We start from the raw sequence: 20,698 nt of genomic DNA, 5'->3' as shown, positions 1-20,698 counted from the left end.
AGATTGAAGATGATTGCATGATATCAGGTAACTGAATAGATTAAAAAAGCTCTTATTAACATAGGGCTTATTAAAGTACCGCAAAAATCAACAATTATAATAATTATACATAGAGAAACAGACCTGCATTGGCAATGGCCAATGCAGGTCTGCTATTTAGAGACTTTTTTTACAGCCCCTTTATTATTTCTCATTCTTTTTCTTTATGTTCTTAAAGTTTATGGCTAAAATGCTTAAATTCAAGCCGATAATAGCCAGCCCTTGTCCTGCAATCATTAAATTTTTGTTAACCATTCCATAGCAAAATCCAATTGAGCAAATGATTATTGCTAAAACGGATATCCAAATAATTGCCTTTTCACCCTTAGTTGCATTTTTCATGTTCTTACTCCTTTCAATCCTCTAAATAATAACGAGCGTTATCATTATATTATTTCTCTTTACCCTAGTCAAGAATCTATTTTTTCATTGCAGTAAAAACATAGCCGTGATATTATTATGTTGTTTTATTACACTTTAGATATATTTTTGAGGTAAGAAAATGATATATAGAAAACAATATTATTATGACAAATTTAAATGCATAGACGTTAAATGTCCTAAGAGTTGCTGCGTGGGCTGGCAAATAATGATAGATAAAGATAGTTTAAAAAAATATCAAAATGTAACACATGCATTTGCTGATAGGCTTAATTCCGGTATAAACTTTCAAGAATCATATTTTTATCGATATAACGAAAGATGCAGTATGCTTAATGATAGCGGCCTATGTGATTTGATATCCACACTTGGGGAAGATTATCTTTGTGATACTTGCAGACTCTTCCCAAGACACATTGAAGAATTTCAGGATATTCGCGAGTATTCACTTACACTGGCATGTCCTGAAGTAACAAGAATTGTAATGGAGCCTGATTACGAGTTCTCAATAACCGAATCAGAGGATGAGACTTTTGATGATCCAGAGGAATTTGAAGAATTTGATTTTCTCCTATTTGACCAACTAGAATACGCAAGAGATAAAATGTTTGAAATTGCTTCAGACCGACAAAAGCCTCTACAGGAACGTATGGATGCGATAGCTTTCATGGCTTATAAATTACAAGAGTGTTTTGATGAAGGTGAAATATTCTCCATGGGAGATGTTTCTGATTCAATTATGGAAGAATCTAAAGATAGGAATCTAAGTTTTAAATATTGCATGAATGCACTTGATGAATTAATGAATATGGAAGCTACTGAAAAGTCATGGACCGATACTCTTATTAATACACAGAAGTATTGGAATGAACATGATGAAAATTCTAAGGAATGGACTGAAGCCATGTTTCCAGATTCTGACATAGAGTTTATTTTTGAAAAAGTTCTAAAAACTTTATTATTTACTTATTTTTGTGGTTCAGTATACGATGGACAAATCTATGCAAGTGCAATGATTGCAGTTCAAAGTGTAAGATTTATGATGATGATTAATAAGGCGAGTGATGAACCTTTAAATAAAACAATATATATATACTCGCGTGAAATTGAACATTCATATAATAACTTAAATGCTTTTATACGAAAATTTGAAGAAGAATTAGACTAAACAAAAGCAGCTATAGTTTCAATACTTATAGCTGCTTTTGTTATATTTATTAACCTGTAATTTTATCTTTACCACCCATATAAGGTCTTAAAGCTTCTGGAATATTTACACTACCATCTGCATTTAAGTTGTTCTCTAAAAATGCAATTAACATACGTGGTGGAGCAACAACTGTGTTGTTTAATGTATGTGCAAAGTAATTTCCGTTTTCACCCTTAATTCTAATACCAAGTCTTCTAGCCTGAGCATCACCTAATGTTGAACAGCTACCTACTTCAAAGTACTTCTGCTGTCTTGGTGACCAAGCTTCAACGTCAACAGATTTAACCTTTAAGTCTGCTAAATCTCCTGAACAGCACTCTAATGTACGAACTGGAATATCAAGACTTCTAAATAAGTCAACTGTATTCTTCCATAACTTGTTGTACCACTCCATGCTGTCTTCTGGCTTACAAATAACAATCATCTCCTGCTTTTCGAACTGATGAATACGGTAAACACCTCTTTCTTCAATACCGTGTGCACCCTTTTCCTTTCTAAAGCATGGTGAATAACTTGTAAGTGTATATGGTAATTCACTTTCCTTAATATGTGTATCGATGAACTTACCAATCATAGAATGTTCACTAGTACCAATAAGATAAAGATCTTCACCTTCAATCTTATACATCATGGCATCCATTTCATCGAAACTCATAACACCAGTTACTACATTACTACGAATCATAAATGGTGGTACGCAGTAAGTGAATCCTCTATCAATCATAAAGTCTCTAGCATAAGCGATTACTGCTGAATGAAGTCTTGCAATATCTCCCATTAAATAATAGAAACCATTACCAGCAACTTTTCTTGCAGCATCTAAATCAATACCGTTGAATTTCTCCATAATATCAGTATGATATGGAACTTCAAAATCAGGAACTACTGGTTCACCAAATCTTTCTAACTCAACGTTCTCACTGTCATCCTTTCCGATAGGAACTGATGGATCAATGATATTTGGAATAACCATCATTCTCTTTTTGATTTCTTCTTCTAACTGTCTTTCTTTTTCAGTTAATTCATCAATCTTATCGTTACCAGCTGCGACTTCAGCTTTAACTTTCTCTGCTTCTTCTATCTTACCATCTTTCATTAAACCACCAATCATTTTTGAAAGCTGGTTTTTATTTGCACGAAGTGCTTCAACTTCTTTTTTATTATCTCTATTTTCCTGATCTAACTTAATTACTTCATCTACTAATGGAAGCTTATGATCCTGAAATTTGTTCTTAATATTTTGTTTTACAATATCTGGATTATCTCTTAAAAATTTAATATCTAACATATTATATCCTCTTCCTTAATATTTTTATCTTAATTTCAGGAAAAACCCACCTTCCATTAAGAAACACTATTCTAGATTATACTCTTTCATGCTTATTTTTTCAAGATTTTCCAAAATACTTCATACAAAGCATAGTTATATCATCGTATTGCTGTTCGTCCTTAGCAAAATTATCAATTGATAATCTAACGTTATTAATTATATATTTACATTTTTCCTTTGAAGCACTGTTTAAAGCAACACTAATTCTATCAAGTCCAAATAATTCCTTTTTGGAATTAAAAGCTTCCGCAACACCATCCGTATAAGCAAATATACAATCTCCTGGTGATAATTGTAATGTATACTCTTTATACTGTATATCATCTAAAACACCAATTGCCATACCATGCTCATCTTTATATACTTCAAACTTTCCATCCCTTGTAACAAATGGATACTCATGTCCAGCATTTGCTGCAACTAATTTTCCTGTGTTTATATCTAAAATTCCAAGCCACACAGTAACAAACATATCCATTTTATTAGTTGCACAGATGGCTCTATTAGCCTGAGTTAAAATCTGAGCAGGTGAACAACTAATTCTTGCACAGTTAGCAATAGTCGTTTTTGATGTCATCATGAAAAGCGCTGCCGGTATACCCTTACCACTAACATCTGCAATAAACATACATAAATGATTATCATCAATCATAAAGAAATCATAAAAGTCACCGCCAACTTCCCTAGCCGGAATCATAACAGCAAATAAATTGAATTCTTCTCTTTTTGGGAATATCTGAGTCGCACTTGGAAGAACTGATTCCTGAATATGAGCCGCAAGTTCAAGTTCAGTTTCTGCTTTCTTCTTTTCTTCTAAGAATAACTCTATATCCTTAGCCTTAGCCTCAACTTCTCTAACTAATTTGTCATTATAATCATCTAAAAGTTCCATATATTTTCTTTTAGATGTATCATCAACTAACGTTATAATATATCCCCTATTATGTTTTCCATCATATAAATCACTAACGGTTACAGCATATATGATTTCATCATTAACATTATTTCCATTATACTTATACTCGAATTCATTATTTTCACCTGATGCAAAACTCTGTATCCAGTAAAAAAAGCGTTTACCGTAAGGACTACTTTCTGTAATTGGGCTATCAATAGTCAATTCCAAAAGTTCAGGAAAAATCTTTTTAGCTGTCTGATTACTTCCTAAATACCTAAACTTATAATCAAATGAAATAAGTCCGGTTTCACCCTTTTGAATCATGGATTCAATAACAGAATCATCAATATCGTAAAGGACCATTCTATATGCAATCAAAAGAAAAGCAATCTCTAACATCATATACCCAATAGGAGTAAGTTCAACATCAATGTTATGACCACTTCCTATTATGTAAGCAAATACTGAAAATGCATAAGGTATCAACATAAGAATCAACGTAAATTTTGATATCTGCTTTTTCTTATGATAACTATAAAGAATTGCATATACCCCAATTCCTAAAAATGAAAATAGCATAACATAGAAAACTGTATGCATAAATCCATATTCTTTTAAAATACGACCTTTACCATCAACTATTTCAAATGAAATTTCCTTATAATACAACGGAAAATATCCAATTGATAATACTGATAGATAAACACCCATCCATAATACAAAAGCAATAAGTTTAATGCACTTTGTAACCTTTATCGTACATAATTCCAATATATATATCAGCAGCAAATACTGTAAGAAACATCCAGCAATATATATCATCTTATATGACATGATTACTTCTCTCAAGTTCTCTGCTTCATCTAGAAATACATAGCCAAGACATGATATAGGAATCAATGTAAAAATAACTGTAAGTTTAGTATCAAAGTGCTTATGCCATGCTGAAACATAAATTCCAAGAAGCATAAGTGAAATAACAAAAACTGCCTTATAATACAAACTAAACAATAAAATCCCCCCTTGCAATTATCCCTCTCTATAATAATTACAAAAGTTCCTGAAAATATTATAACATAGGTTAATCTGCAAAAAGAATACGCAAACCGAAACTAATTCATTTTTATGCACTTTTAATAATAGCCAAACCACAAATGGTAGGCGCAAAATTTGCGCCTACCATATATTGACATTAACCTAAGTCCTCTCGGTCATTTATTATAAATTCCTTTTTATGAACAATAACACATCCTATAATTACTAATACAACTAATACTAATAAATAATATAAAATTGAGTATCTCATTTCAATATTAATACCGTCTTGAAGCAAAAACTTGTATTTCTCATCTACTCTAATTCTATGTATTTGAAATAATAAATTTGAAACTGGATTTAATTTCAAGAAGTATAAATATTTCTTTTTTATAGGAATTATTTCTAATTTTCCTCCCATATTCATCATATACGCAATCAGAAAAAAAATAACACTTTGAACACTTATAAAACCTACGGTACTATTAAAAACAATCGCCACAATATTAATTGCTAACGTTGTAATTAACAAATATAATGAATAAATCAATATATAGTTTAAAGATAATAACATTTCATTAAAATTCATAAAACATTTATCATCAATAAATATTACCATCATTCCTACTAAACATATCATAAATATATATAATAAAGCATGAATATACAAATCTATTATTTCTTTTACAAACCAATGCACTCTGTTATTTTTTCTCGAGAAAAAATAAACACTAGCGCAACAAAAATGTCTATATATATATATCCCATATATAATATTAAACACCAACAAAGGCATGTACCTATAAAAGAATTCCCCTATATATTCTTTATACAAACCAATGCCTGTAAATGACAAATACAAAATATATTGGTATATACTCATTTTTGTAACATTAATTCCACTAATTAATACCATTGCTCCCACAATTATTCCAATTATAATTGTCTTTACAAATTTCATATCATTCTCCACAAATCCATATATTAAGTATTTTAATTATATGGATACTTCTCTAATAATGATTTTTTATATATTTCTATCTTTTCCAATCCTCTTTCAGACTCCACGAAAAATTCATTTGATGACATATTGCCATATAACGTCGCCGATTCTACTTTCATAGTAGATATACAAGGCTTATTCTCTATATTTTCATATGCAAAAATAGGTTTAATTAAGCTCTGTTTTAAACTATACATATTAGAATTCTTAATTCTTTCATCTAAAAAAATCAAATAATTCTTTCCAACTTTCATTTCATTAACAAATCCCATATTAATCTCTGGTGTATCCTCACTACTATTCATATAAATTTCATCAGCAAAAACTATATCTATTATCTCTTCTTTTTCTACTAAATCACCCTTAATCACCCTATTTATCCGTATTTTTTGAGTTGTACAACCATAACTAAACTTCGTTTTTTCAAGACATTCTACTACAACAATATTATTACAAGTTTTTTCACCTTTCTTTAATACCTTAATAGCTATGTCAATCAGTTCATCTGGCATAATACCAACTATGAATTTATTTAAAGATTTATTATCATCATTAAAATCCCTATAATCTTTCTTATTTTTCATTCCCAATATTACTAAAATAGATACACACAATAAATATAAAATAAAAGTATATTTAATCTTCATATTATTTTCTTTCTATTACCTTTCCATCCTTTAGCATAAATACCTTATCCGCAAGTAATTCTATATCCTCTTTATTATGACTTGCAATTATTATCAATGCTCCACGTTCTTTCTCTTTTCTAATTAATTTTCTTATCAACTCAACACCATCTTCATCCAAAGCATTAGTAGGTTCATCTAACATTAATACGTCTGGACTTTCCATAAGAGCTTGAGCAATTATTATTCTTTGCTTCATACCTAATGAATATTTTCTATATTTTCTTCTATCATTAGGGTCAAGTCCTACCATTGCTATTACTTCTTTTATTCTTTCTTCATCTATTTTTTTATTTAATCCCATTAATAGCTTTAAATTTTCAAAACCAGAAAGTTCAGGATATAAACCTGCATTTTCAATTATAATTCCTAAATTTGGTAAAACATTCATATCCTTTTTCAAAACTTTCCCATCATATATTACTTCTCCAGATGAAGTAGACATCAATCCAGAAAGTGCTCTAAAAAGCATTGTTTTACCGGAACCATTACGACCAACAAAACCATAGACATTTCCACTTTCTAATTCTAAATTTATACTTTTTAATATATCTTTATTTCCAATTTTTTTTGAAATATTTTTCGCAATTAGTCTCATATTTACCTCTTAATCGTTAACAATGTCTCTATTTTTAATTATATACCATACTATAATTACTGATATTATCAAAAGTGTAAATAAAAAATATGCATACGCATGATAATTCTTTATTTTAGTAGTTTCAAACATTCTTAGTATAAAATGATAATATGTTGTATATTTTATATTTATATTCTTTCCAATCATATTAATTATATGCAATAGTATGTATATTGGAAAAAAAGTTGTTATCCTATATCTAAATACCGGAAGTAAAGTAATTGCAAAGTTAAACGTAGCTAAAATTGCCGAAACAATTCCAAACATTATTATCCATACTGCTGCATATACAAACCTGTTCTTTACATATAACCATCCCAACACAATTTTTCCATCATCCACAATTGTATCAAAATATTGAAATCTTGATGGATCCCCTACAGAAGATGTGTCAAAACATACACAACTTATTATTAATTCTGTTATAAATGGAACCGTAAATATAATAAGTGTAGCTAAAAATACAGAAATCATTTTCCCAAATATGTAATTCTTTCTTCCAACTTTTGATATTATATAAACATCCATACCACTTTTCTTATCTGATATATATATACTAGCAGTTGGAATTACTATTAGTAATGGATAATACTGCATTATATAATATCCTACTTTTGTCCAGTCTGATAATGTTAACATTTTTGTAATATCAAACATTTCCGAAACATACAACATCTCATGATTTCTATTCATATTATTTATAAAATTACTTCCTGTAGCATACATTAAAACAAAAAATACTAATACAGCACTTTTACTTTTTAGTATATGTAATAATTGTATTTTTATTGACTTTATCATTCGATTATTCCTCTCATAAAAAATCCGATGTTCTACACATCGGATTTATAAATTTATTTTCCATTATAATAATATGCAATACGTGCATCTAAATCCGGATTATTGCCAGCAAACCAAACGGAAAAAATTCTTTTCTTCAAATATCCATTTTTCACAACCACATTTTTTTCTTTCCTTCTTCCAACACATAATAATCCGAAATATATAATCCATCACTTCGCAAAACTGTTTGACATTTTTTATATGTATCCTCCACACCTTCCTGTGCTGGATACACACTATCAGCTTTTACAATAACAATATTTTCATTCCCCGATCTTCCAGCATAACCCTCTCCTAATCTAAATGAGCAATTTCTAGGAACATACACTGTGCCATTTCCCTTTGTCTTTGGTTTTGGTTTTCCTGCTGCATCTACAGTCATAGAAAAAACTGATAATCCTACCATCAACATTGCCATCATCTTACTTAAACTCTTTCGCATATCGTCTTCCTCCTATTTTGCCTCTTTTTCTAATATATACTGTCAAGAGCCTCCGGAAGTATAGCATAAAAGAATAAAGTTATCAAGCGTTAATAAAAGAATTTTTTTACGACAAAATAATCAAATAATATTTCTTCTAAATTTAAATATTTTCAATTAACCACTTAGCAACTCCATCATCTTCATTGCTTTCAATAATGCCTGTTGCATATTTCTTTAGTTCATCAAGTGCATTTTCAACAGCATAGGATTCATCCGAAATTTCAAACATTGGAATGTCATTCATGGAATCACCAAATGAAATTACTCTTTCACAATTCCACATTTCTTTTAGTTTTTTAATTGCATTTGCTTTTGAAGCATTTGCTGGCATTATTTCAAACCAATATTCTGGTCTATATAATTCCTGCTGCAAGGTGCATCTAAATCTTTTATCCTTTGAAAAGATGTCATATAAAGGTTTTAATTCTTCCTCTTCACCAATGCATGTATAGTAAAAAACTTCACCCTCATAAAGACTATCTTCATCACTTACAGAACGCATTCTTTTATCGCCCTGTCTGTTATTTATGTATCTTTTAATTCCATCATTTTCAAACTCAGGAATCCATGATACTTTCTCAATTCCATTAACATAGGAATAAACCAATGGTTTTATATTATACTTAACTAAAACTTCTCTAACATATTTTCTCTCTTCATTATTGAAATCTTCTTTTGAAAGAATCTCTCCTGTTGATGGTCGTAATATAAAACCGCCATTATATGCAATAACTGGTATGTTTGTAGAAAGCCCCTCAGTAACTTTAGATGCTGAAACTAAGGATCTTGCAGTTGCATAAGTAAATAACATCCCCTTATCAACTAAATCATTAATTGTCTTAATACTAAAATCACTTACTCTGTCTTTCTGATTTAATAAAGTTCCATCAAGATCTGTTACATATAATGTTTTCTTCATGTTAATTCCTTTCATTCTAGTTGTACAATACCGGCATACATATATCTCCCGGTATGTAATCAATACCAAGTTTTTCTTTAACTTCTTCAGAAGCGGTATCCACCCACTTCCCATCTATCATTATATAACATCTTCCTGGTTCTGTCTTAGTATAATTATAAATTTTTTCTGGTCCTAAATTACCCATATCAAGTTCCTTACTTTCACCTTCAACAGGAATATTCTTGCTTTTATGAACCACAATAGTACAAGTATCAACTTCTAACTCCTTGGGAAGTTTAGCCAAGTGATAACCATACATTTCTTCTTTTCCAGAAAAGCTTAATAATTCTTTTCCAAACTTTCCATCTAATATTTCAACAGTATATGATAAATCTTCTTCATCCTCTCCTGTTAAAATTCCTACTGCACCAAGTTTTCCATTAATCTCATACACCGATGCATAAGTTACTTCATCTCCCTCTGGATTTACCGACTCCCATGCATAGGTTCCATAATTTTGTCCCTTTTTAAATTCATCCGTTGGAACATAAATCACCCCCGTAACAGCAATATCATATGACATCCAAAAATAACCCTTATTTCCAAAAGATTCCGAATGAGAATTTTGTACAAGCCAGGCTCCCTTTTGTTTTGCATTAGGCATGAAAATATTTGCTGGGAAATCATCATCCCATCCAACTATAGCCACAACATGATTAACCCCTTTACCCACATAATTATGAGTTTTATACCCATGAACTTTGGACTGACTATATAACAATTTTGAATTTATACTACACGATACTGCCCCATGTTTTCGTATCATTTTTTTAACAGTATCTATACTACCTTCATTAAATATATTCATATCTGAAAGCATACAACCATTAACAGGATTAGTTCCCATTCCTGCGAGTATATTATGACTTCCACCACCATAATCCCCCGGTTCTCCTGAACTTATATAAAGTCCTTCTTTATCCTTATGGCCAGTGTCCTTAAAATATACATTATTTACTATATCCTGCGGATCTGCCAACCACTCTTTACCTGTTTTAATCTTTATACCACTCTCCATGGAAGTCATAGCCGCATAAGCCCAGCAGCTTCCTATAGTCTGATCCATAACTGGAAGTTTTACACCTTCATTCAAAAGACAATAACTTTTATCCGGATCAGCAAATGGTTTAAAAAAATCATAATCCGCTCCAGCAAATATCTCATCAGTAACCTTATTCTTTTTAGCCTTTTCTTTTTCGCATCCCGATAAAATAAAACATCCTACTGTTGCAAGAATAATTAACGATATTGATATTCTTTTCATTAGCATGCCTCCTATTGTAATAACTAGTTTCACCTATGATACAAGAATATCAATAATAAATTGATATACAATATATAATTATTTAACTATACAAAAATGAAAGTGAATTGTCGATACAACCACTTTCACCTTTTCCACGGAATACATCTATTAACTTTTTTCTTATATTCTATATATTCCGATCCATATAATGGAATTATGCATATATTTATTCACTATCACTTTTATACAATTAAGTATAATTAACAATTATATACGTTATCAATACAGTCAAAAAAATAGTTACAATTGTTTCAATTAAATATCTTCTCTTTTTATTTACTTTTTTTAATACAAATGATTCCAAACATAATATAGTTATTGCACCTCCTAATATCATTATCCAGCCCAACATAACTCCTAATTTATGTTCATCATCTTCGTAATCCGTCATAAAAACCCACGCAATGCATCCCCACCAAAATACTAATTCTGAAAGCACAGTATGACAGATAATATTAACAATATCCTTACTAAATAAATATTTTTTCAAACTACTATTCTCCATTATTATATTTCATAAACTTTTTATAATATCTAAAACATGCCTTTCCATAATTTCCAGCTTTTTTCCTTCCACTTAAATTATAACGCGCCAAAAGCAATTTTGCATGATTATTTTTCGGTGATTTCAAATTGACATTTTTTATTCCATCCGCTTCTTTAACCAATATTTTAGTAATAGTTTTAATATTATATTCATCATCATCATGCAAAGAATACCAAATTTGCTTTCTAACTTTCCAATTATCAGCATCTAATTTTATATTTTTGTTTTTCAAGCCAAAATTAATAGAATCTATTGCTGTTCTTGCAAAAATTTGTCCTAATCCGGTACTACAATCTGGTTTTATTGGGCCATTAGGAGCCGGCACTCCCATAATCAATTGTTTCCACCACTTTGCCTTCATAAATTTTTCCATTTTTTCCTTATGAGCAAAATATTCAATAACCGCATTATCTGCTATAATATCAGCTGAATCATAACAAATTAATTCCCTAAATAAAAGTGCTTGTATTAAAGCTTTATTTACATTATAACCTTTCGATAAATTGTCTATATATTTATCATATTTTAAGATTATGTCAATTGCTTCATCTGAAGTATGCCCCAAAAAGCCCTTAACTATAGTTTTAGTTTTTCCAAAATCTTTTTTTACTTGTTTTTCAAGTTCATCCCTTAATTTTTTCTCACTTTTCTTTTTCCCAGATTTTAGGTTCACACCACTTGCCTTAAAGAAACTTTTACTATTAACATTACTAACATAATTATTCTCAACTAAAAATTTGTATATACCTGTACTACTTGTATTGAATGAAATTAAATTATCACTTATTTCAAACCCTATTTTTCCCCATCCTTCTTCCGTTTTCTGAAGAACTACGATATCATCTTTAATAACATCATCCATTAATTTTACATTTATATGCATTTCACTTAATACATCATTTTCAATCATATATACATTTTCATTATCATCTGATATATTAACATGATCTTCAATTTCATCAGGAGAATTAAAACCTACTTCAATATACTGTACAATATCTTCATTAAATTCTTCCTTATAATTCTGCATTATCCACGATGAATTATCAACACAATTATTACTATTTGAGTCTAATGCATCTAAACCATTATCTATCTCAAATTTATCTGATATGCCATCATCATCCGTATCCTCATTAAGTGGATTTGTATTATATATGTATATTTCATCATAATCATTTAATCCATCAAAATCAGTATCTCCATTATAAGGATTAGTCTCTTTTTTCTCTTCTTCTGAGTTAATCAATCCATCCTCATCAAAATCTTCATCACCATCAACTATCCCATCATCATTATCGTCTTTATTTAATGGATTAGTCAATAAAATCATAATTTCATAGAAATCAGTTATACCATCTTGATCACTATCACTACAATGAGCATCTGTAAAATATATGTTTTTTTCTAGATAATCATATAAACCATCTTGGTCGCTATCTGTTGTATCCTCCATATATGTTTCAATATTATATAATTCTATTTCATCTAAATAAAATGTATTATTATAATTCGCTCTAAACCCAACATCCACATAGCTATTTGGAGCAATATTTGAATTATAATTACAATTATCAAAATAGTATAAATCTCCATCACTATATTCTTTTTTTGCATTCCAAATAGACTCAAAAGAAACATTCGTTTTTAACGTTATTTTCCAGTCCTCAATAACTTCATCTGATTTATTATGTATCCTAACAACCCCTGTAACACCTGTGTCCCACTGGCTATATATTATTTTTTCTATTTCGTACTGCTTCTCAACTTTTTTACATACTTTATCCATAGTAAAATCACTAGGAATCTCAAATTCACCTTCATAATACACTGTCATTCCGAATTCTACAGAACTTCCCGGAAAAATATCCTGATTCCATATATTATTTTTGACTATATATGAATCCCCTTTATGCTGAATCATTTTTGCATTCCAAATATTTTCCACTTTCCCATCCATAATAAATGACAATTCCCAATTTTCAATTTTCTCATCACTAATGTTTTTTATAATTATATTTGCATTATAATGATGATTCCACTTTGCTGTCACTTCAACAGATACGTCAAATCTTTCCTCCAAACTTTCAAAATCTAATTCTGAATCACTTTCAACTATATCCATTTCTTCAGTAAATCCATCTCCACAAACCTCAATTGGCTTATATATATTATGATTAGTTAATAATATAATTGCCAATATAAATGACTTTAATCTCTTTATATTTTCTGTCCTTTCTTTAAGTATAAACAACTCTAGTATTCTATCATACATATATTATTTTCACAATATTTTTATATCCTATTATCTATTTCAATTTATTCATAAAGTTTCCACACAAAAGACTCCTTTCATCTTTCGATAAAAGGAGCCATTCCTATCTATATGTCTTATGTATTTATTTTAATGTGTAATCAACACCATTAACTGAAATCTTTTCAACTTGTGATACATCCACAAGTCTGTTAAAGAGAATAGTAACGCCGCCATCGCCACCACAATCATATGTGAAATTAGCAACTTCTTCATCAGCCTTATGTTCCTTAAGATTTTCATCTGAGTATGTTCTCTTTTCTACAAGATATTTGCTTCCATCCTTATATGTAATTTCAACTTTACCAAGATAATCAATCATGTTATAGAAATAATCTTCATTAGTTAAAATTCCTTTTGGACTACAAATTCTCATGGCTATAGGTGATACTTCAATATCTCCACCCTTAGCATTAGCAAATTCTGTTGTCTTAATAGCATCCTTTACAGGAATTTCTACTTTTTCCTCAGTACCCTTAATACTATATGAAAGTGTGAGGTGATCTTTAATCTTCTCAGCTGATGATACTGAAACGAAATTTACCTCATTACTTGCCATGTATTCGTAGCAATATAACTTATCCTTAGTTGATTTTTCCATATCAACATATATCTTACCAGAACCTTCATTAAATGCGAATTTCAAATCCTGATTTTCATTAATCCAAGCGCCCTTAAGCTGGTTATCTAATTCACTGTAATTCAAGCAATCCACTCCACCTTTTTTCTCAAGTGTATACTCCGCAACTATTCCATTCCTATCTCTTGTTACGGAATTTACAGTCATCTTTGTTTCACCCATCTGAATAACCTTAGGTTCATGAGCAACATTCTTTCCAATAAGTCTTTCTGCTTTTTCATCATCAACCTTTTCATACTCAACCTTAGGCATTGTTATTGTATTTTTAGAAACATTACCTTTATCATCAATCTTTTCTGATTCAACCTGTTCTATCTTATAGCTGTTGATATTCTTCTTTCCCTCATTGCCCCAGATTCTATTAAATAACTCCCCATTAGTTAATGCGTTTACAGCAAATGGTGACGATATAACTAGCGCTGCCACTGCGGCAACTGCAACTTTCTCAAGTCCATGGTAATTAACCTTATTCATCCTTTTCTTATATGCTCTAAATTCTTCCATTTTTCTTTTATTGTATTTATCTGAGAATGTGTGTTTTTCAAAATTCTTATCCATATTATCAAATTCATCAATGCTAATCTGAGCAAAATTATCTATATCTTTATTTTTCTTAGTCATAGTTTTTCTCCTTTACTGGCAACTCACAGATTTATCGTAAAGTTCTTTGTTTTCATCTAAACTATTTCTCATCATCTGTTTGGCACGCTCATATCTCTTTCGTACATTTGCCTCTGTGATGTTTAACTTTAGCGCTGTTTCTTTGGTTGAAAATTGTTTGATTATTATACATTCCACAACGTCATAATATTTCTCTGGAAGACAATCCATCAATTCTTTCCAACTTATATCTGACTCTACTTTGTCCTCCACCGGTGATTCAATTCTTTCATCTTTGTCTGTCAGATACATATACTCACTTTCTTTTTTAGTTTTGTTATAAATTGTAATTGCACAATTCCTTATTACCGTTATTATATATCTCTTACAATCATCCGAGTCTGCTCTGTCAAATTGTACTTCATGCTTCATTAATTTTAAGAATGCTTCCTGCACTGCATCTTCTGCTTTTCCCTCATCATGTAGAATGCTATATGCTACGTAATACATCCTCTGCTCATACAATTCATAACAATTCTCGATAAATTTAATCTGTCTTCTTGCCTTTAGCATTCGATTCCCCTTTCATAGTTATTCTTTATAAATTTTGTAAGATAATCCGTACGTTTTGTTCTTACACACATAATAACTACAATTAGCATCATTTTGTGACAAACTAATTAAAATAAATTATAAATCAGTAAAATCAGTTAGTCAAAAAAAGCCGACAGAATACATACTCTGTCGACCTTTTACAATCTATTCTTCAACCAACTTTTCTAACATCTTATTAGCTTTTCTAATCTCATGAAAAAAACATATATAATATACAGCTGCACCAATAACAAATGGTATTGATATGGAATAAAACATATCTCTATAACCTGTAGGTGCAATGTCTGTAAAGTGACTACTAATCCATATTGATAAAAATACAATTCCTATTGTGACCACATACTGTCCGATAAAAACTGGAATAAATGGAAATCTCTGAAGATAGTAATGCAATGATAAAATCAATGTAATTACTATTGAAAATGCCAAACATGTAAATATGTTTTCTGTATAGTATTTATCTTTAAATCCACTTAATTTTTCAAGCAATAATTTTCCGCAAACTATCAGGGTAAAACTTGTACAAACTATGGATATAAAATTACTTTTGTTTATTAATTTCATTTTGCTTTCCTCCCTTGAAGTTTATTTAACCTCTCATAAAATTCAGCTCTATAACTTCTATTCATAACAAGTCTTTCATCATTCTTCATGTAAATAATTACTCTCATGTTAATATCACCCTGAAGTTTTTTAATCTTATATAAATTGACTACAGAGGATTTGCTGATACGCACAAAGCCTATCTTTGAAAATTCCTCAATTATGTCCCTTAATGCTTCTTTAATTTCAACGCACATATCCTTTGTATAAGCAAATGTTTTCCTATCAACAGTTTCTATATAGAAGATATCCGCAAGCGCTATGCTAACTTTTTTATCTTCATATGTGCCTTCAATATACCTTAAGGTATCTGTTAGTCTGATAATCACCGCATTAGTTTCATCGTCCATTTTATCATAATGCAGTTCAAGATAATTTTCTTCTAAGTTATCCTCTTTAGTCTTAATAAATCTCATAATTGTCCTCTTATCTTATAGAATAAACATGATGCATAATAAAATATAAGATAGTTTAACATTTCTATTTGTTAATACATATACGCTACCGAATACAAATCCGCCAACTGCTGTATATAAACCTGTTGCAAGAGAACCCTTTGATAACCAATGACCAAGTCCCCATGTAAGAGCTACGATAATTCCACCAAATGGAATCTTGTTATTGTTAAACCACTTTTCAAATGCCATCTGTCCAAATACTATTATAAGCAAAACTAATAAAACTTCAAATAAATAATAAATATACTGGAATGTAAAAAGAAGTGCTCCACGACTCTTTAACTCTGATAATACCTTACTTCCGTTCCAATCAATCCATGTTGATACTAAACAAATAACTACGCCAATTACAATTAAAACCCACTGACTTGCTTTGATTTTATTTTTTTCATCAAAAAGTTTTACATTCTTTACATTATCAATAAGATCAACACCTGTATGTTTCTTACAATCTTTCATTACTAAGTATGCTCCAAGTCCCCAAGCTGTGCAAGTTACTATCCAGTGTACAATCGTCTGCCAAGTATTAAAATCATTAACACTTCTGTTGTAGAGTTTAGGTTCAACTACGAATCCCCATAATAACTCAAATCCAATTACACCAAATGCTTCTAATGCATAAAGTAAAAACTCTAATCCTTTTTTAAATCTGTTTGTTTTCTTTGCTTCTGTTTTTTTCATTGTCATTTCCATTTTTTTAATTCCTTTCGTTGGTTGTTTTCTTTTGATAAACCAACAATAAACCATAAAAAACATATTCGCAATAAAAGTGGTGCTAAGTTGCAACTAAGTATGTCTAAGTTGCAATTTAGTATAAATTTTTTCATTTACTTTCTTTAAACCTTTCTTTCTTTAACCTCAAAAAACCTAGTAAAATCAAGCCTTTTTGATATATCAATATTTCTAATCACACATAATCAATTTAACGTATCATCGATTATATTGACTTTTACATCAAAAAATGATTTACTTCCATACATGTTAGTTAGCATTCAAACTAACCCAATAAACTATGTGCTAAGCAAGCGCGGAAAGGAGTATTGATGAGTACTACAATTTTCTATCCTGATATCTTTAATGATGTTTATGGACCAATCATGCAACCTGGCTCTAGTTCACATACAGCCGGTCCATGTAGAATAGGTTATTGCGCATATTCACTTCTAGGTGAAAAGCCCTCACGTGTATATATAATTCTTGATAAAAACGGATCATTTGCTGGGACATTTGGACATATGAATGAAGATTTAGGAATGCTTGCTGGAGCATATGGATTACTTCCAGATGATGAAAGACTATTCGACATCAAAAGTATATTAAAACAAGAAAATATCGAATATGAATTTGAATTTTCAGAAATCAAAGAAAGTAATCATACTAACGCCGTTAAGTTTATCCTATCAACAAATGCTTCTGATAAACCTTCTTGTTCAGTTACTTTAACTGGTAATTCAACTGGTGGCGGCATGATGGAAATAATAAATGTTGACGGCTATCCAATATCATATTACGGCGAACGATGTATTTCCGTTTTTGATTTAATAAAAGAATCTTCAACTGATATCGAGAACATACCAGAACAATATAAAGATTATGTATTTTCTTCTGTTCTTCCTGCAAGTTTCACAAACGCTCGAAAAGAACAACTATTTAACTCGATAACTGATTTAATAAAATATGCAAATGAAAACAATAAAAGTTTATTTGAAGCAGTTCTTGATTACGAAACTAGCTTTACAGGCTGGACAAAAAATGAAGTAATAAATTATTTTGAAAAAATAAAACAAGCAATGCATAAGCAATGTACTGAATACATAAAAGATGATTCAAAAGTATTCGAAACACCGTTTAGTGGTTATCATTGCAAAGAATGGATATCGTATTCAAGAAGCAATCCTATATACGCTGGGGACGTTGTTAAATCTGCTCTTGAATATGCATTCTGTGCACAAACAATGTCAAAGGGAGTATTGATTGTTCCAGGTCCAATGGGAAATGGAGGAGGTTATATATATAGCGTATTAAGAGCTGCTGCAGATAACTACCCAGAATTAGAAGATAAACTTCTTGAGGGAATTGCAATTGCTGGAATATTTGGAGCAATTGCTTATACAAGAACTTCTCCTACTGGTGAAGTAATAGGTTGTACTGGCGAGTGTGGTATATGTGCTTCAATGGCAGCTGCTGGACTTACTTATATTCGTGGTGGTAATCCATCCCAAGTAGAATCAGCTGCTTCTCTTACACTTCAAGCCATGCTTGGTCTTCCTTGCGATCCTATTCCAGGTGGTTTTAATCAACCATGTACAAGTAGAGTTGTATCTGCTGTTACTTTAGCAGTGACATTTGCTGATTTAGCTCTTTCTGGAAGATCAGGAGTCATACCATATCACGAGGTATTAGATAGCGCTGACCAAATAGGAAAAGCTCTTCCAAATGGATGTAAATGTACATCAACAGGTGGAATATGTTTAACGCCATCAGCATTAAATTGCAAAAAGCAATTTGAAGAATGGCATAACAAATAAAAATATAGATATGAGGTAAAAAATATGAAAAAGAATATTAAGAATATATCAAAGAAAAGTATTATAACATTATCACTTTTAGCATTAAGTGCGACTTCACTAACAGGATGTGGAAGCAAGAAAGAAGCTAGTGCAAAAGAGAAAAAATCAGGAGTTACAAAACTTCGTGTTGGTAGTGGTATAAACTACTTTCCATACTGCTACTTAGATGATGATGGAAACAGAGCTGGATATGATTATGCATTTTTAGAAGAACTCGATAAACTATTAGATCAGTATGAATTCGAATATGATTCAATGAGTTTTGATAACATACTTTTATCTCTTGATTCAGACAAAATTGATTTAGCTGTTCATGAATATGTTGTAACAGATGAACGTAAGGAAAAATACTTATTCTCTGGTGAATACTATTCAGAAAACATCACAAATATTGCTGTATTATCAGATAATGATTCAATTAAGAGCATTGATGATCTTGCTGGTAAAAAAGTTGAAGCTGGTGGAGTTACAAGTAATGCATATGCAATTCTTACTAAGTGGAATGAAGAACATGATGGTGAAGATATAGAAGTTATTTCAACAGATTCATCTACATCTGAACAAACTGCACTCAACTTGAAAAAAGGAGTTTGGGATGCAGCATGCCTTGAGACTCACGATATTGCAAAAATGAATGAACGCTTTGGCGATGGAAAAGACTTCGTTAAAGCTGCTGCTCAAATTGACGTAAACAATGCATATATAATTTATAACAAAGATGATACTAAGATTCAGCAAGATATCGATAAAGCTATTAAACAACTTAAAGATAACGGAACACTTGATAAGCTTGCAAAAAAATGGCTAGAATCTAGCGATGAAAAGAGTGAATAATAATGGTAGATATTTTTTCATGGGAGAGGTTTTGGAATATTATTCCAAAACTTACTCCTTATTTATTAATTACATTTCAGATAGTATTAGTTGGTCTTCTATTTGGAACCCTGCTCGGAATTATAGTCGCTATTCTACGGCTTAAATAATTTCCCGTTATTCATCAAATACTATCAGTATATATTTCCTTTATGAGAGGAACATCAATGTTACTTCAAATGATGGTAATCTATTATGGTCTTCCATCATTATTTGAGCAAATAGGTATCAACATAAATGATCTAGATAAACTAATTTTTGTATACCTTACATTTGTTCTTAATTTAGGTGCATTTCTAGGCGAAGAATTTAGGGCTGCCATTCTGGCTGTTCCAAAGGAACAAACTGAAGCAGGATATTCCATTGGATTAACAGCAATGCAAACTTTCCTACGAATAGTTCTTCCACAGGCATTTATTATTGCGTTACCAAGCTATGGAGCTGAAGCCATAGGATGTTTTCACTTAACATCAATTGCATTTAAATTAGGTGTCGTTGATTTCCTTGGACGAGCAAATACCTTAGGAGCAGCATCTGGACATCAATTAGAATCTTATCTATTTATTGCAATCGTCTATATATCTTTTAGTTTGCTTTTAAGATTTATATTTGTTTTGCTTGAAAAGAAATTTTCATTTGGAAAGAAAGGAGCGACTGCATAA

Annotated in this window: 21 protein-coding genes; 4 read left to right on the top strand and 17 right to left on the bottom strand. The window is 30.5% G+C overall.

Features of this window, described 5'->3' with window-relative positions; genetic code table 11:
- Positions 1–183 precede the first annotated feature (183 nt).
- Positions 184–381, bottom strand: coding sequence for a hypothetical protein (locus tag B5D16_RS11005; protein ID WP_078767037.1), 198 nt, complete (start codon positions 379–381; stop codon positions 184–186).
- Between the two features lie 160 nt (positions 382–541).
- Here B5D16_RS11005 and fliB point away from each other — a divergent pair, with 160 nt between their 5' ends.
- Positions 542–1,588, top strand: coding sequence for a flagellin lysine-N-methylase (fliB, locus tag B5D16_RS11000; protein ID WP_078767036.1), 1,047 nt, complete (start codon positions 542–544; stop codon positions 1,586–1,588).
- A 49-nt stretch (positions 1,589–1,637) separates the two neighbouring features.
- Here the strand turns inward: fliB and serS are convergent, their stop codons facing one another.
- The 16 genes from serS to B5D16_RS12590 form a co-directional block, all read right to left on the bottom strand.
- On the bottom strand, positions 1,638–2,918 hold the full coding sequence (serS, locus tag B5D16_RS10995) for a serine--tRNA ligase (RefSeq protein ID WP_078767035.1): 1,281 nt from the start codon (positions 2,916–2,918) through the stop codon (positions 1,638–1,640).
- 100 nt (positions 2,919–3,018) lie between these two features.
- Positions 3,019–4,869, bottom strand: a complete 1,851-nt coding sequence (locus B5D16_RS10990) for a SpoIIE family protein phosphatase (protein WP_078767034.1) — start codon at positions 4,867–4,869, stop codon at positions 3,019–3,021.
- 181 nt (positions 4,870–5,050) lie between these two features.
- Positions 5,051–5,854: a hypothetical protein gene (locus B5D16_RS10985; RefSeq protein ID WP_078767033.1), complete on the bottom strand. Its 804-nt coding sequence runs from the start codon at positions 5,852–5,854 to the stop codon at positions 5,051–5,053.
- A 32-nt stretch (positions 5,855–5,886) separates the two neighbouring features.
- Positions 5,887–6,543 (bottom strand): hypothetical protein, encoded by a 657-nt coding sequence (locus B5D16_RS10980; RefSeq protein ID WP_078767032.1) that lies wholly within the window; start codon positions 6,541–6,543, stop codon positions 5,887–5,889.
- A gap of 1 nt (position 6,544) precedes the next feature.
- Complete coding sequence (locus tag B5D16_RS10975) at positions 6,545–7,180, bottom strand: ABC transporter ATP-binding protein (protein ID WP_078767031.1); 636 nt, start codon at positions 7,178–7,180, stop codon at positions 6,545–6,547.
- A gap of 9 nt (positions 7,181–7,189) precedes the next feature.
- A complete protein-coding gene (locus B5D16_RS10970) occupies positions 7,190–7,915 on the bottom strand; it encodes a hypothetical protein (protein WP_207651112.1) in 726 nt (241 codons plus the stop codon).
- A gap of 259 nt (positions 7,916–8,174) precedes the next feature.
- Positions 8,175–8,507, bottom strand: coding sequence for a hypothetical protein (locus tag B5D16_RS10965; RefSeq protein ID WP_078767029.1), 333 nt, complete (start codon positions 8,505–8,507; stop codon positions 8,175–8,177).
- A 142-nt stretch (positions 8,508–8,649) separates the two neighbouring features.
- Positions 8,650–9,468 carry a Cof-type HAD-IIB family hydrolase gene (locus B5D16_RS10960; RefSeq protein WP_078767044.1) on the bottom strand — a complete coding sequence of 273 codons (819 nt, stop codon included), beginning with the start codon at positions 9,466–9,468 and terminating at the stop codon, positions 8,650–8,652.
- 16 nt (positions 9,469–9,484) lie between these two features.
- The gene (locus B5D16_RS10955; protein ID WP_159444375.1) at positions 9,485–10,774 is read right to left on the bottom strand and encodes a C1 family peptidase; all 1,290 of its coding nucleotides are present in this window, start codon (positions 10,772–10,774) and stop codon (positions 9,485–9,487) included.
- A 232-nt stretch (positions 10,775–11,006) separates the two neighbouring features.
- Positions 11,007–11,306, bottom strand: coding sequence for a hypothetical protein (locus B5D16_RS10950; RefSeq protein WP_078767027.1), 300 nt, complete (start codon positions 11,304–11,306; stop codon positions 11,007–11,009).
- Between the two features lie 4 nt (positions 11,307–11,310).
- Entirely contained in the window at positions 11,311–13,563 is a 2,253-nt protein-coding gene (locus B5D16_RS10945) for a cellulose binding domain-containing protein (RefSeq protein WP_159444373.1), read from the bottom strand.
- Positions 13,564–13,762: 199 nt separating this feature from the next.
- Complete coding sequence (locus tag B5D16_RS10940; RefSeq protein ID WP_078767025.1) at positions 13,763–14,938, bottom strand: hypothetical protein; 1,176 nt, start codon at positions 14,936–14,938, stop codon at positions 13,763–13,765.
- 12 nt (positions 14,939–14,950) lie between these two features.
- On the bottom strand, positions 14,951–15,490 hold the full coding sequence (locus B5D16_RS10935) for an RNA polymerase sigma factor (protein WP_078767024.1): 540 nt from the start codon (positions 15,488–15,490) through the stop codon (positions 14,951–14,953).
- A gap of 186 nt (positions 15,491–15,676) precedes the next feature.
- Entirely contained in the window at positions 15,677–16,096 is a 420-nt protein-coding gene (locus tag B5D16_RS10930; RefSeq protein ID WP_078767023.1) for a DUF6608 family protein, read from the bottom strand.
- Positions 16,093–16,551 carry a LytTR family DNA-binding domain-containing protein gene (locus B5D16_RS10925; protein ID WP_078767022.1) on the bottom strand — a complete coding sequence of 153 codons (459 nt, stop codon included), beginning with the start codon at positions 16,549–16,551 and terminating at the stop codon, positions 16,093–16,095. Before B5D16_RS10925 ends, B5D16_RS10930 begins: the two co-directional genes overlap by 4 nt.
- 15 nt (positions 16,552–16,566) lie before the next feature.
- Complete coding sequence (locus tag B5D16_RS12590; RefSeq protein ID WP_200803991.1) at positions 16,567–17,274, bottom strand: hypothetical protein; 708 nt, start codon at positions 17,272–17,274, stop codon at positions 16,567–16,569.
- A 362-nt stretch (positions 17,275–17,636) separates the two neighbouring features.
- Between B5D16_RS12590 and B5D16_RS10915 the strand changes: the two genes are divergently transcribed.
- The 3 genes from B5D16_RS10915 to B5D16_RS10905 all read left to right on the top strand — a co-directional run bounded on the left by B5D16_RS10915 (position 17,637) and on the right by B5D16_RS10905 (position 20,698).
- Complete coding sequence (locus B5D16_RS10915; RefSeq protein WP_078767021.1) at positions 17,637–19,121, top strand: L-serine ammonia-lyase, iron-sulfur-dependent, subunit alpha; 1,485 nt, start codon at positions 17,637–17,639, stop codon at positions 19,119–19,121.
- Positions 19,122–19,145: 24 nt separating this feature from the next.
- A complete protein-coding gene (locus tag B5D16_RS10910) occupies positions 19,146–19,997 on the top strand; it encodes a transporter substrate-binding domain-containing protein (protein WP_078767020.1) in 852 nt (283 codons plus the stop codon).
- Positions 19,998–20,155: 158 nt separating this feature from the next.
- On the top strand, positions 20,156–20,698 hold the full coding sequence (locus B5D16_RS10905) for an amino acid ABC transporter permease (RefSeq protein WP_341465214.1): 543 nt from the start codon (positions 20,156–20,158) through the stop codon (positions 20,696–20,698).

Origin of the sequence: Eubacterium uniforme (assembly GCF_900167115.1) — a bacterium.
Taxonomy (GTDB): Bacteria; Bacillota; Clostridia; order Lachnospirales; family Lachnospiraceae; genus Eubacterium_S; species Eubacterium_S uniforme.
Note: the sequence above shows the minus strand (reverse complement) of the source record. Positions and strands in the feature narration are given on the sequence as shown.